Annotated in this window: 13 protein-coding genes, 1 tRNA gene and 2 pseudogenes; 7 read left to right on the top strand and 9 right to left on the bottom strand. The window is 55.8% G+C overall.

What is annotated here, in order from left to right; translation table 11 throughout:
- Nucleotide 1: 1 nt before the first annotated feature.
- The 3 genes from BLV81_RS19575 to BLV81_RS19565 all read right to left on the bottom strand — a co-directional run bounded on the left by BLV81_RS19575 (nucleotide 2) and on the right by BLV81_RS19565 (nucleotide 1,876).
- Nucleotides 2-832: an FTR1 family iron permease gene (locus BLV81_RS19575; protein ID WP_092359372.1), complete on the bottom strand. Its 831-nt coding sequence runs from the start codon at nucleotides 830-832 to the stop codon at nucleotides 2-4.
- Nucleotides 833-951: 119 nt separating this feature from the next.
- Entirely contained in the window at nucleotides 952-1,287 is a 336-nt protein-coding gene (locus tag BLV81_RS19570) for a cupredoxin domain-containing protein (RefSeq protein ID WP_092359432.1), read from the bottom strand.
- A 46-nt stretch (nucleotides 1,288-1,333) separates the two neighbouring features.
- On the bottom strand, nucleotides 1,334-1,876 hold the full coding sequence (locus tag BLV81_RS19565) for an iron transporter (RefSeq protein WP_092359368.1): 543 nt from the start codon (nucleotides 1,874-1,876) through the stop codon (nucleotides 1,334-1,336).
- Between the two features lie 299 nt (nucleotides 1,877-2,175).
- Between BLV81_RS19565 and BLV81_RS19560 the strand changes: the two genes are divergently transcribed.
- Nucleotides 2,176-2,252: transfer RNA gene (locus BLV81_RS19560), tRNA-Arg, on the top strand.
- A gap of 50 nt (nucleotides 2,253-2,302) precedes the next feature.
- On the opposite strand, the pseudogene BLV81_RS19555 reads toward BLV81_RS19560, so the two are convergent.
- Nucleotides 2,303-2,605 (bottom strand): annotated as a pseudogene (locus BLV81_RS19555) (tyrosine-type recombinase/integrase); the annotation flags it as partial.
- A gap of 40 nt (nucleotides 2,606-2,645) precedes the next feature.
- On the opposite strand from BLV81_RS19555, the pseudogene BLV81_RS19550 reads away from it, so the two are divergent.
- Both BLV81_RS19550 and BLV81_RS19545 read left to right on the top strand, forming a co-directional pair.
- Nucleotides 2,646-2,923, top strand: a pseudogene (locus BLV81_RS19550) (capsid portal protein); the annotation flags it as partial.
- A gap of 3 nt (nucleotides 2,924-2,926) precedes the next feature.
- On the top strand, nucleotides 2,927-3,157 hold the full coding sequence (locus BLV81_RS19545) for a hypothetical protein (protein WP_092359363.1): 231 nt from the start codon (nucleotides 2,927-2,929) through the stop codon (nucleotides 3,155-3,157).
- 136 nt (nucleotides 3,158-3,293) lie between these two features.
- Here BLV81_RS19545 and BLV81_RS19540 read toward each other — a convergent pair whose 3' ends face one another.
- The 3 genes from BLV81_RS19540 to BLV81_RS23985 all read right to left on the bottom strand — a co-directional run bounded on the left by BLV81_RS19540 (nucleotide 3,294) and on the right by BLV81_RS23985 (nucleotide 4,701).
- Nucleotides 3,294-3,818, bottom strand: a complete 525-nt coding sequence (locus BLV81_RS19540; protein WP_092359362.1) for a ricin-type beta-trefoil lectin domain protein — start codon at nucleotides 3,816-3,818, stop codon at nucleotides 3,294-3,296.
- Between the two features lie 152 nt (nucleotides 3,819-3,970).
- Nucleotides 3,971-4,243, bottom strand: coding sequence for a transposase (locus BLV81_RS19535; protein WP_176992908.1), 273 nt, complete (start codon nucleotides 4,241-4,243; stop codon nucleotides 3,971-3,973).
- A 71-nt stretch (nucleotides 4,244-4,314) separates the two neighbouring features.
- On the bottom strand, nucleotides 4,315-4,701 hold the full coding sequence (locus BLV81_RS23985) for a hypothetical protein (RefSeq protein WP_176992907.1): 387 nt from the start codon (nucleotides 4,699-4,701) through the stop codon (nucleotides 4,315-4,317).
- Between the two features lie 255 nt (nucleotides 4,702-4,956).
- On the opposite strand from BLV81_RS23985, the gene ompR reads away from it, so the two are divergent.
- Together ompR and BLV81_RS19520 are read left to right on the top strand one after the other, a co-directional pair.
- Nucleotides 4,957-5,712, top strand: coding sequence for an osmolarity response regulator transcription factor OmpR (gene ompR, locus BLV81_RS19525; protein ID WP_143036387.1), 756 nt, complete (start codon nucleotides 4,957-4,959; stop codon nucleotides 5,710-5,712).
- Between the two features lie 51 nt (nucleotides 5,713-5,763).
- On the top strand, nucleotides 5,764-7,104 hold the full coding sequence (locus tag BLV81_RS19520) for a sensor histidine kinase (protein WP_092359355.1): 1,341 nt from the start codon (nucleotides 5,764-5,766) through the stop codon (nucleotides 7,102-7,104).
- 48 nt (nucleotides 7,105-7,152) lie between these two features.
- On the opposite strand, the gene ispF is transcribed toward BLV81_RS19520, so the two are convergent.
- Nucleotides 7,153-7,641, bottom strand: coding sequence for a 2-C-methyl-D-erythritol 2,4-cyclodiphosphate synthase (ispF, locus tag BLV81_RS19515; protein WP_092359353.1), 489 nt, complete (start codon nucleotides 7,639-7,641; stop codon nucleotides 7,153-7,155).
- Nucleotides 7,642-7,672: 31 nt separating this feature from the next.
- Nucleotides 7,673-8,383, bottom strand: coding sequence for a 2-C-methyl-D-erythritol 4-phosphate cytidylyltransferase (ispD, locus tag BLV81_RS19510; protein ID WP_092359351.1), 711 nt, complete (start codon nucleotides 8,381-8,383; stop codon nucleotides 7,673-7,675).
- 279 nt (nucleotides 8,384-8,662) lie between these two features.
- Here ispD and mfd point away from each other — a divergent pair, with 279 nt between their 5' ends.
- Both mfd and serB read left to right on the top strand, forming a co-directional pair.
- Nucleotides 8,663-12,103: a transcription-repair coupling factor gene (gene mfd / locus BLV81_RS19505; protein ID WP_092359349.1), complete on the top strand. Its 3,441-nt coding sequence runs from the start codon at nucleotides 8,663-8,665 to the stop codon at nucleotides 12,101-12,103.
- Between the two features lie 90 nt (nucleotides 12,104-12,193).
- Nucleotides 12,194-13,054 carry a phosphoserine phosphatase SerB gene (gene serB, locus BLV81_RS19500; RefSeq protein ID WP_092359348.1) on the top strand — a complete coding sequence of 287 codons (861 nt, stop codon included), beginning with the start codon at nucleotides 12,194-12,196 and terminating at the stop codon, nucleotides 13,052-13,054.
- Nucleotides 13,055-13,103 lie beyond the last annotated feature (49 nt).

The following is a 13,103-nucleotide window of genomic DNA, read 5'->3' as shown; positions in this document are numbered from 1 at the left end:
ATTATTTAGCTGGGGTTGCCTGCGGCCTGGCTCGCTTGAGGAATAACAAAACGCACACCCAATATGCCACATACACCAGCAAGCTCATCAGCGCCGGTTGCGCGCGATAGCCGGTCAATGTGGAAACCAGGTTGCCAAAGGAAGTCGTGTCGTCAAGCAAGTGCGAACTATCCCATATCGGATCGATCAGCGTCGGAATAATATCGAGCGACATCAATCGCTCGATACCGGTCAGCAGCAAACCCGCGGCGAGGAACAGCAAGATAATTTCAGTGACTTGGAAGAAGCGGCGCCAGGAAAAAATTTTACCACCGAGCTGCAACAGATAGAAAGTCAGGAACGCCAGCGCAAAACCAAGCGCTGCGGCCAGCATCATCGCTCCCGTGCTGTCGCCGTGCTGCGCCAGGCCCAGGCCGTAAAGAAATATCACGGTTTCGCTGCCCTCGCGCGCAATCGCCAATGCCGCCAGCGCAAATACGCCCCACCAGTTGGCGTTTTGCAGATTTGCGCTGAGCGAGGTTTCCATTTCGCGCTTGAGTGTGCGGCCATGCTTGCGCATCCAGAACACCATCTGCACAATCAGTATCGCCGCCAATATCACCATGACGATCTGAAAGTAATCCTGGGCATCGCCGGACAGCAGCTCGCTGAAACCCAGCAACGCCCCACCCAGGCCGATCGCTCCCAAAATACCGACGCCGACACCGCTCCACAGATAAGGCAGACCGTGGCGCGCAGCCTCGCCGCCATTTTTCAGCCACGCATGCAAAATACCGACTACCAGCAACGCCTCGACGCTCTCGCGCCAGACGATGAACAATATCTGACCCATCACCCATCTCCAGTCAATTGCGGGGAAAGCATCGCGTCACGCCATGGCGACTCTTCAACCCTGCCCCGCAACAAAAAACGACTGCCTCTACATTACTGCACAGCTATATATAGAGACATTTACTTGGCAACAATCACACCCTGCGCCTGCGTATGAAAATCATCGAAAAACTTGTATTCGCCCGGCTGCAGCGGTGCAATCACCACGAAAGATTGCGCGCCTGGCGCCAGCACCTTTTCCTTGCGCAGCTGAACGCTTTCAAATTCGGCCGCGGACTGGCCGAGATTGTGAATTTCGATTTTTATTTTTTGGCCGGCAGGAACCGCTATCCGCGCCGGATTCAAAACGCCATCCTTCATTTCCAGCCTGAAGGTCGGCAAGTCAGCGGCCGCCGAAATCGCCGCCACCGCCAACAGGCTGATACCGAATAAACCACGCACCTTGCCTGACACCATAGCCATACTCTCCGATAAGAATTTCATGGGGCGCATTTCTGCTGAATTAATATCCGCCTTTTTTACCGACGCCAGCGAAAGTGAATTCGTTGACCACCGTGAACGGCTTGAACCAGGCGCCGACACCGGTTTCCTTATCCACATGGCGGCCAAAATGCGCACCCGCATTAGCTGACGGCGGGGAAATAATCATCTTCAATGTATATTTACCCGGCCCCGCCAGTTTGACGTTATCGCCATAGTGCGGACCGTCGCTAGCCACCATCGGCATCATGTCGCCTTTGATTACCTGGGTTGAACCGGCTTTGGTGAATTCGTAAGAGATGACCAGGTTCGGCATCCAGTCACCTTCGGCAAAACCGTTTGGATTGTTCTTCACTGCACGAATATCCGCCTCGACATGAATGTCCGACAGCTCCGCCTTGCGCATCATGCCTTCCGGCTCCATTTTGATCGGCTGCAAATAAACAGCTGCAATCTCCAGACCGTTCATGATTTGCTGCTTGCCGATCGGATATTCAGCCGCTGAAGCAGCACCCGCAAGACCAAACGAAACAAGCACAGCCGCCGTCAACAATTTCATATTCATGTCATCAACCTTTCTCAATCTATAAACCACAAATGATAATGATTATTGTTTAATTATATCATCCGATGAAATCTGCGGCGACCCGGTACGAGAAGTGAGAAAGATTAAAACAGCGAGCGCAAAATTAGAGCGAAATTAGAAATAAGGCTTCCCAATGTGCAATGTCTGTGGCATAGTAACGGACTTGGTTGAGTGCAAGCAGAAAAAGTGTTTTACCTCTGTAAGCGAGAGGAAATATTAAGTTTTTAGATATTTCCCTCTTCCAAAATTAACAAAGCTAATATATAATTTTGTTTTTCGCGGCTGTAGCTCAGCTGGATAGAGTACTTGGCTACGAACCAAGGGGTCGTGGGTTCGATTCCTGCCAGCCGCACCAGTATTACGAGGGGTTGCAAGAGAAATCTTGCAACCCCTTTCTGGTTTACATCACCCTACTACAGCCAGATTACAGCCATCATTGCTAACTGACTGTACCCATTGCGCCAAATGATCGGCTGACAAGTGCGCGTAGCGCTGCACCATCTCCATCGTCTCCCATCCTCCCAATTCTTTTAATACATGCAGCGGCGTCCCACGCTGAACCTGCCGACATGTCCAGGTATGTCGCAAGTCATGCCAACGAAAATCGCTAATAGCCACTTTTTTCAGCGCATTTTTCCAGGCTAACGTGCCGGTTTGATGTACTGGCCTGCCGCGATATACAAAAATGGAATCGATGAATTCCTTTGCTGCAGCCAGCCTTTATTCACGTCCTGGCGCATCGGATAGGCCGGTGTCGGACGTGGCGGCAAAGAATGAATTTTCAACACCAAGGGCGTGACCCGCGACGACGTGCTGGCCGCCCATCGCGCACTGCCTCAACTGATGGGAATCATGCCCAGCAATGCCGGCGGCTTCGGGGCTGTAGAACCGGCCGCGCGGGTGTTTGCGCGTAACGAGCTGGTGCCGCTACAAACGCAATTCCTGGCGCTCAACGATTGGCTTGGGCAGGAGGTGGTGCGCTTTAACAAATATGAATTGATAACAGGCGAGGAGAAAAAACAATGAGCGATGTTGCGGATCGCGCTGAGCGGCGCAATGATTTCGACAAAGAGCAAGCGGCATTTCACCGTGCGGGGCGTTAAGTCAATTTTAATCTTCGCTCTTGAAATCGTCGGGGTTGTCTTTGGTTGCGGTGGTAAGCGCGCCCTGCCCTTCATAAGGGATGCTGTTATTTGCGGTGAATCTCAAAATTTTTTTGAGCAATTTTACGCGTTGACGGGACAAAATCGTACCGCGTAAGGGATCGGCAGCATCAGATCGTCAAAACGCCCACAATTCGCTGATGCGACAAAACCTGAGTGTGAGCCTTGGAAGCACAGTGTTGCAAAAACGCGCGGGGATCGGACACCGATGTATTTCCCCGCGCGTAACGATGCTATTTTCTCAATGCAATGCGATCCTGCTCTTGGGCATCGTCGTTATGAACCACCTCAAGTGTCGGACTTCCCGACAGGTGAGCAGTGCTTTTTTGAAGCATGGCAAGTGCCGGTACGGCCAGTGAACTCCATTTTTGATTTTGCCCGCCATTAGATGGCCAAATCAGAATGGGATTCCCAGGGCTGGCGTTACCGCCGGAATTATCAAGCACCATGGTCGGATATTCCACGTTTGAAATGCGTGGAGGATTGCCAACCCAGTTCCACAGCTGGCTTGTCCGCCCCAGAACCAAGTCGGCAATGATGACCTGTCCCTGCTGGCCAGTATATCCCTGGACATCGAGGCACTTGCTTGGATCAGCCGCCAGCGTGATATAGCCGCTATTCGGATCCATAATCCATTGAGACAACTTCCCTCCAACGCCAGAGAGGGTTTGCAAAGTGACGAGTGAACCCGCCGCTGTGCTCGTGGCGCCGATGCATAGACCTGTGTTTTGCAAACTTTGAATCACATATGCAGTCATGTGTATCTCCCAATTGTTGTGCGAACATCAATGAATACCCAGTTTTGTGTAGCCATTTTGTTTATCGCTTTTATCAAAAATCAGATGCCAGCGCTAAGTTAGTTGCCCACACTCAATCAAAGTTACTCGGGCCGGCGTCCCATTAATAGCTGCTATATTTGATAGCTGCTATATTTGATAGCTGCTATATTTGATAGCTGCCATGAGTCGTCCTTCTTGAACTGCTCGCGCCATGCAAAAACTTGATGGGCATCGACATCATGCTGGCGAACGATGCGCGCGACGGCAGCGTCAGAGGTTGATGATTGTTCAACAACGGCGCGTTTGAATGCGACCGAGTGTTGCCGATAAATGCCGCGCTTTGGAGTGACTGACTGAATAATTGCTATTGATTGGCCTTGTTTTGCAATTTGCGAGGTGCGCAAGGCATTGATTTATATGAACTCCCTGTTTGCCGGCGCTCCTACGAACCAAGGGGTCGTGAATTCGATTCCTGTCAGCCAAAGCCGGAAAACCGAAGCAGCATCCGCATGGCGCACAGCATTCCCGACTCGCCTTCCTTTAAAAAGTAACACGCAACAAAAAAAAACCGGTGATCCTCATCACCGGTTCGGTTCGCTTCGCTATGCCATACAAGCTGGCGTGTCTGATTTTTTCGGATATCAAATATCAAAGGCGCATCACCGACGCTGCGGATAAATATCGCGGCCAGCCCTGTCGATTTGCTGGCGCAGAGCGCGCCGGTCGTCCGGCGACATCCTGCCACGTCCGCCATCATTAGGCTCAGACCCACGCCCGCGATTTTGCCATTGCTGATCCGGCGCCTGGCCGCGCTGCGGCTCATACTGCGACGGCGGCGGCGCGCGGCGCTCTCCGCGCTCATCAGGCGCCCGGTCGGAACGTGCAGAGGCGCTCATCATTGCCGACAGCAACAACAAACAGACACTGATTTTCCGAAACATCATCATATGGACTTCTTCTGTGAATACTGGATAACGGTTAAGATTTAATCGCCACAAATTGAGTGTAAGCTCCTCTATTAATTGGCATAAGACGTTTTTAGTAAAGTGTGTAACACTTTGTAATCCATGAGCATTTACTGTACTTTCGATGCGCACTCTGACGTTACCATATGACCATGAATACGATCAACACCCAAAATCAAGCAAGCGCAGCCCACCAACATAAAATCCTGGTGGTCGATGACGACATTCGATTGCGCGATCTGCTGCGACGCTACCTGACGGAGCAAGGCTTCCAGGTGGTCACGGCAGAGAACGCCCAGGCGATGAACAAGTTGTGGATACGCGAACGTTATGACCTGCTGGTGCTTGACCTGATGCTGCCGGGCGAAGATGGCCTGGCGATCTGCCGCCGTTTGCGCGGCGCCGGCGACCAGACGCCGATCATCATGCTGACCGCCAAAGGCGAAGATGTAGATCGCATCGTCGGACTGGAAATGGGCGCCGACGATTACCTGCCGAAACCGTTCAACCCACGTGAACTGGTGGCGCGCATCGGCGCAGTGCTGCGACGCAAAGGCCCCGATGAATTGCCGGGCGCACCGTCGGAGACCCCGCAATCTTTCGAGTTCGGCGAATTCATACTGGACCTCGGCACGCGCACATTGAAAAAAAATGGCGAGTCGATTCCGCTCACCACCGGCGAATTCTCGGTGCTCAAGGTATTTGCGCGGCACGCACGGCAACCGCTGTCCCGCGAAAAATTGATGGAGCTGGCGCGCGGCCGCGAGTATGAAGTATTCGACCGCAGCCTGGACGTTCAGATTTCGCGCCTGCGCAAGCTGATCGAGCCCGATCCGGCCAGCCCGCTCTACATACAGACAGTATGGGGACTCGGCTACGTATTCATTCCTGAAGGCCAGCCGCGTTGATGTCGGTTTGCTCGAAATTTCCACCTGGCAACAACTGTATCAAGCGGCCACATGGTAACGACTAACCGGCTGGCCTGGCTGAAAAGCGGTCTGCTGTGGCGGACCTTTTTCATGCTCGCCTTTCTGATTACGGTCAGCATGGCGACGTGGGTCGCCAGCTTCAGGATTGTCGAACGGGGTCCGCGCGCGCAACAAATCGCAGCGCAGATCATTTCCATCGTCACCATTACCCGCGCCGCCCTCACCCATTCCGCGCCGGACTTGCGCAGCGAGCTATTGTTCGACCTGGCCAGCAATGAAGGCATCCGCATCTACCCGCTGGAAGACAGCGACAAGATCGATCCGCCGCCCGATAACGCGTTGATGCCAGACCTCGAAAGAGAAGTCCGGGCTCGCCTCGGTAACCAGACCCGGTTTTCATCCAAGGTCAATGATATCGATGGCTTCTGGATCAGCTTCAAGATCGATAGCGACGAATACTGGCTGATGCTCGACAGCGAGCGGCTTGAACGCACTTCCGGCATTCAATGGCTGCAATGGGCCAGCGTCGCACTGTTGCTGTCGCTGTTGGGCGCCATGTTTATTTCGACCCTGATTAACCAGCCGCTATCGCGCCTTACCGCGGCCACGCGCGCGGTGGCCAAAGGCATACGGCCCGAACCGTTGCCGGAAACCGGGCCGACCGAAATTGAAGAAGCCAATCGCAGCTTTAACCAGATGGTCAACGATTTGCAGCGCATCGAATCGGATCGCGCGATCATCCTGGCCGGCATTTCGCACGATTTACGGACGCCGCTGGCGCGTATGCTGCTGGAAGTGGAAATGGCAAATTTATCCGATGACGCGCGCACCGGCATGCAATCCGACCTGGCGCAGATGGATGGCATCATCGGTCAGTTCCTCGACTACGCGAAGCCGACCGATACCAGCAATTTCGAGAAAATCAACCTCAGCGAGCTGATCGATAACGTGGTGCAAACCGCGACGCGCCAAACCGATATCAAGATTCAAACCAACATCACGCCCAATGTGCATATATCCGGCAACGAAACCGAACTCAGGCGTGTATTGGATAATCTGCTGGAAAATTCTCGCCGCTATGGAAAAAAGGAAGGCGACGACTGCGTCGAGATCGACATCAGCTGCCATATCCGCCAGGACAAAGTCATCGTGAATATTGCCGATCACGGCGATGGCGTGCCGGATAGCGAGATCGACCGCCTGCTGCGGCCGTTCACCCGGCTCGATGTCGCGCGCGGACAAGCCAACGGTTCAGGGCTGGGCCTTGCGATCGTCAGCCGGATTGTCAAGCAACACGGCGGCAAGTTGCGCGTCAACAACCGCGATGGCGGCGGCCTGGCGACCCAGATCGAACTGCAGCTGAAAACCTAAGGGAATTTTCGCAGGGTGGGCACATAATGCCCGCCCTGCGGGACTTGATTACAGCGGAAACAGCAAAGCCACAGCCTCCGCTGCGATTCCTTCTTCCCGGCCCAGATAACCCAGTTTTTCATTGGTTTTAGCCTTCACATTGACCTGATTGACGGCAATCCCGCAATCGGCGGCAATCTGCGCCGCCATCAATGGAATATGCGGCGCCATTTTCGGCGCTTGCGCAATGATGGTGGAATCTATATTGCCGACAGCGTAACCGGCCGCACCGATCAGCCTGACCGCTTCGCGCAGCAATTTCCGTGAATCGGCGCCGGCAAACTGCGCATCGGTATCGGAGAAATGGCGGCCGATATCGCCCAAGGCTGCCGCGCCAAACAGGGCGTCGATAATCGCATGCAGCAGCACGTCGGCGTCGGAATGCCCCAGCAAGCCGGTTTTATGCGGAATCGTCACACCGCCGATGATCAATGGCCGGCCGGCCTGCAAGGCGTGGCAATCGTAGCCCTGGCCGATGCGAAACCCGGGATGGCTCATACGTGCTCCTTTGAATACAGTGCAATTGACTTCACGATTCTTCCTTTAAAAACATCTCCGCCAATGCCACATCGTGTGGCAGGGTCACTTTAAAATTGCGCGGGCTGCCTTCGACCAGGCGCGGCTGCAGGCCTAGCAATTCAACCGCACCGGCTTCATCGGTAACGGCTTCGGCCAAGGCCAATGCCCGCATTAATGCACGCAACAGCAGGCTGTAGCGAAACATTTGCGGAGTCTGAGCTGCCCACAATGCGGTGCGCTCCACAGTTTGCTCCACGCGCGTTTCCTGATCGCTGCGCTTCAGGGTATCGACCACCGGCAGCGCCAGCAAACCGCCCACCGGGTCATCTTGCAGCGTCTCAATCAAATGTTCTATCAAGCCGCCAGTCAGGCCGGGCCGGGCGGCGTCATGCACCAGCACCCAGTCGTCATCGCCAACCAGGGGCCGGATCGCCTGCAAACCGTTCAATACCGACTCCCGACGGCTGGCGCCGCCGTTAAACAGCACGCTGACCCTTCCCTGCAAATGCGGTGCGGCCGCCATCAGTTCGCCTATATAGCCGTCATCGGCGCTGACCACTACAAAAACATGGCTGATCACGCTGGCCGCGGCAAAGGTCGTCAAGACATGCGTCAGCATCGGCCGGCCGGCCAGGGGCATATACTGTTTGGGAATATCCGCGCCAAGGCGGGCGCCGATGCCGGCAGCAGGAATCAGGGCAAAATAGCGTGAGGAATTCATGCGCAATGGGCTCGCTGGAAATTCTGAGAAAATGTCATGAATGCATAGCAAAAATGGCGGTGAAAAAAATGGCTGCGTGCCTGAGACGATATTAGCTGAAGCATGTCCTGAGCCGTAAGAATCGGCATTGATGCCCGTGGTTTATAATGCGGCTCTGAATTTTAACTGTCAAATCAGGCGTATTGCGGCTTTTTTTGACCATGCCCGTGCTTGCACTATCGTTTGTGCCGCCGTATGTCACGCCGTATGTTATTCGCATGTTATTTTCAACAGGCCCTAATGTCCTTTGATCTAGAAAAATTGCTGCCCAGGCCGGCTGCCCGTTTTGTGCTGCCGGCTTTGCACGGCTCGGCCGATGCTTACGCATTGGCGCAGGCTGCGCTGGCGCTCAAATTGCAACAACGGATGCTGGTGGTAGTGGTGGCCGACGCCACCGATGGCCAGCGGCTGCGCGCGGAAATCCCCTGGTTCCAAACCGCTGGCGATGAGCCCAACGGCCTGCGCTGCCATTTGCTGCCGGACTGGGAAACCCTGCCCTACGATGCCTTCTCGCCGCACCAGGACCTGGTATCGGAGCGGCTGGCGACCTTGTATGAGGTACAGAGCGGTCAATGCGACGTGCTGCTGGTGCCCGCCACCACTGCCTTGGTCAGAATGGCGCCGCCGTCCTTCCTGGCGGGTTACACCTTCTTTTTCAAGCAGGGCGAGACGCTGGATGAAGCGCGCCTGAAATCGCAGCTGACGCTGGCAGGTTACAGCCATGTCAACCAGGTCATGTCGCCCGGCGAATATTCGGTGCGCGGCGGCTTGATCGATATTTTCCCGATGGGCTCGGTGTTGCCGTACCGGCTGGATTTGTTCGGCGACGCCATCGAAACCATACGCACCTTCGACGCCGATACCCAGCGCTCACTATATCCGGTCAAGGAAGTACGCTTGCTGCCGGGCCGCGAATTTCCGATGGACGAGGCGGCGCGCTCGGCTTTCCGTAGCCGCTGGCGTGAGGTATTCGAAGGCGACCCGTCGCGTTCGGCGATATACAAGGACATCGGCAACGGCATCGCCTCGGCCGGCATCGAATATTACCTGCCGCTGTTTTTTGAAGCCACGGCGACCTTGTTCGACTATCTCCCCGCCACTGCGACGTTTGCCCTGGTCGGCGATATCGACGGCGCCATCCAGCGCTTCTGGAGCGATACCCAGTCACGCTACAAATTCCTGAAGTCGGATCGCGAGCGCCCCTTGCTGGCGCCGGAAGCCTTGTTCTTGACCGACGAGATTTTTTTCAGCCTGGCCAAAGCGTATGGCCGCTGGGTGATTCAGCACAGCGACGCCGCCTCCGAGTTGTCGGCGCCGATTCCCAATATCGCGGTCAATCGGCGTATCGACGACCCCTTGACCAATCTGCGCGCCTATCTGCTGCAAAGCGAGCGGCGGGTGATGATCTGCGCCGAATCGAATGGCCGCCGCGAAACCTTGCAGCAGTATTTCAACGAATACGATTTACCGTTGGCGCTGTGCGACGGCTATGCCGACTTCGCCACCTCCACCAAGAAACTGATGCTGGGCGTGGCGCCCTTGCACGCCGGCTTTGAGCTGCCGCAGTTCATCTTCATCACGGAAACCGAACTGTACGCCGGCTCCGGCCGCCGCATCGGCAAAAAGAAGCAGGAAGGCGCGACCCAGGTCGAGTCGATGGTGCGCGACCTGTCGGAACTCAAGATCGGCGATCCGGTGGTGCATATCAACCACGGCATCGGCCGTTACATGGGCTTGCTCAGCATGGATCTGGGCGAAGGCGAAACCGAATTCCTGCATCTGGAATACGCCAAGGATACCAAGTTATACGTGCCGGTATCGCAGCTGCATGTGATTTCACGCTACTCCGGCGCCTCGCCTGAAGATGCGCCGCTGCATGCGCTCGGTTCCGGGCAATGGGAAAAGGCCAAGCGCAAAGCTGCGCAACAGGTACGCGATACTGCTGCAGAGTTATTGAATTTGTATGCGCGGCGCGCTTTGCGCCAGGGCCATGCATTCGAATATTCGGCACATGATTACGAGGCTTTCTCTGAAAGTTTCGGCTTTGAAGAAACGGTCGATCAGGCCGCGGCGATCAACGCCGTGATCCAGGACATGACCAGCGGCAAGCCGATGGACCGGCTGATTTGCGGCGATGTCGGCTTCGGCAAGACCGAGGTCGCATTGCGCGCGGCGTTTGTCGCCGTGCTCGGCGGCAAACAAGTTGCGATCCTGGCGCCGACTACCTTGCTGGCAGAACAGCACGCGCAAACCTTTGCCGACCGTTTTGCCGACTGGCCGGTAAAAATCGCCGAACTGTCGCGCTTCCGCTCCGGCAAGGAAGTCGCGCAAGCGATCAAAGGCATGGCCGACGGCACGCTGGATATCGTGATCGGCACCCACAAATTATTATCCGATGACATCAAGTTCTCGCGCCTCGGGCTGGTGATCATCGATGAAGAACACCGGTTTGGCGTGCGCCAGAAAGAAGCGCTCAAGGCGTTGCGGGCGGAAGTCGACGTCCTGACGCTGACCGCCACGCCTATCCCGCGTACGCTGGGGATGGCATTGGAAGGCTTGCGTGAATTTTCGATCATCGCCACCGCGCCGCAAAAGCGCCTGGCCATCAAGACTTTCGTGCGCAGCGAAGGCGAATCGACCATCCGCGAAGCCTGTTTGCGCGAATTGAAACGCGGCGGCCAGGTCTACTTCCTGCATAACGAAGTCGACACCATCCAGAACCGCAAGGCGATGCTGGAAGCGCTGTTGCCGGAGGCGCGGATTGCCATCGCCCACGGCCAGATGCACGAACGCGACCTGGAAAAAGTGATGCGCGACTTCGTTGCCCAGCGCTTCAACATCCTGTTGTGCACCACCATTATCGAAACCGGCATCGATGTTCCAACCGCCAACACCATCATCATGCATCGCGCCGACAAGTTTGGCCTGGCGCAGCTGCATCAGTTGCGCGGCCGGGTCGGCCGCTCGCATCACCAGGCTTACGCCTACCTGCTGGTGCATGACGTCCAGGGTTTGACCAAACTGGCGCAGCGCCGGCTGGATGCGATCCAGCAAATGGAAGAGCTGGGCAGCGGTTTCTACCTGGCCATGCACGATCTCGAAATCCGCGGCGCCGGCGAGGTGCTGGGCGAAAACCAATCTGGAGAAATGCAAGAGATCGGCTTCCAGCTGTATTCCGACATGCTCAACGAAGCCGTGCGCTCATTGAAGAATGGCAAGGAGCCGGATCTGGCGGCGCCGCTGTCGACCACCACCGAAATCAATCTGCATGTGCCGGCCTTGCTGCCCAACGATTATTGCGGCGATGTGCACGAACGCTTATCGATCTACAAGCGGCTGGCCAATTGCAACGCGCAAGACAAGATCGACGACCTGCAGGAGGAATTGATCGATCGCTTCGGCAAGCTGCCGGATCCGGCGAAAGCCTTGATCGAAACCCATCGCCTGCGGATTGCCGCGAAGTCGATAGGCATCGTCAAGATCGACGCCCATACCGACTCCGCCCTGCTGCAGTTCTTGCCGAATCCGCCGATCGACGCGATGCGCATCATCGAACTGATTCAAAAAAACCGCCATATCAAGCTCAACGGCCAGGACAAATTGCGGATTACCGTCAACATGCCCGACCTGGCGGCGCGCCTGACGCAGGTCAAGGCCACCATCAAGGCCCTGGCGGGGTGAGCAAGGCAAGCAAGGTGAATAAGATAAAATCGGCCGGCATCGCTACTCAATTATTAAATTATTTAAATTTTCGTAAAGCCATACAGACACATGAATCTCATCTTGCAAAGCCTGAGTGCAGAACGCAACGCCATTGACCGCATCGCCAACCTGGCTGGCGTTGCCGCTGTAGATATAAGCAGCGGTGGCCGCCATGCATGGCGTTGCGACAATGTCGCGTATTCCGGAAGCCTGAAGACGCTGATCGACGCTGCGTGCTACGGCGCCGGGATCGACTGCGCCTGGCTGCCGTCAGCGCCGGAACCGGGCGCAAAACTGGGGGATTTCAAGCTGCTGGTCATGGACATGGACTCGACCTTGATCACCATCGAATGCATCGATGAAATCGCCGACATGCAAGGCTTGAAGCCGCAAGTCTCGACGATTACCGAAGCGGCGATGCGTGGCGAAATCGAGTTCAATGAGAGCCTGACCCGGCGCGTGGCCTTGCTCAACGGCCTGGATGCTTCGGCATTGCAACGGGTGTTTGACGAGCGGCTGCAATTATCGCCGGGAGCGGAAAACATGCTGGCGGCAGTCAAGGCTGCCGGCATCAAGACCTTGCTGGTATCCGGCGGTTTCACCTTCTTTACCGATCGCATGAAAGCCGCCCTGGGACTCGATTACGCCCATTCCAACGTACTTGAAATCGTCGACGGCAAACTGACCGGCAAAGTAGTCGGCGGCATCGTCAACGCCGAGGTAAAGAAACTGACCGTCGAGCGCGTCTGCGCCGACTTGAATATCGCCCCAAGCCAGGCAATCGTCATGGGCGACGGCGCCAACGACCTGAACATGATGAGAATTGCAGGCCTGTCGGTAGCCTTCCGCGCCAAGCCGGTGGTGCGGGCGCAAGCCGGCGTGGCCTTGAATTTTGTCGGTTTGGATGGCATCTTGCCTATATTGGCGTAATTTCCGTTGAAATAAGCGCCTTCCCCCTTAACAAAATGCAAAGGACGGC

This window comes from Collimonas sp. OK242, assembly GCF_900107095.1.
Taxonomy (GTDB): Bacteria; Pseudomonadota; Gammaproteobacteria; order Burkholderiales; family Burkholderiaceae_D; genus Collimonas.
Note: the sequence above shows the minus strand (reverse complement) of the source record. Positions and strands in the feature narration are given on the sequence as shown.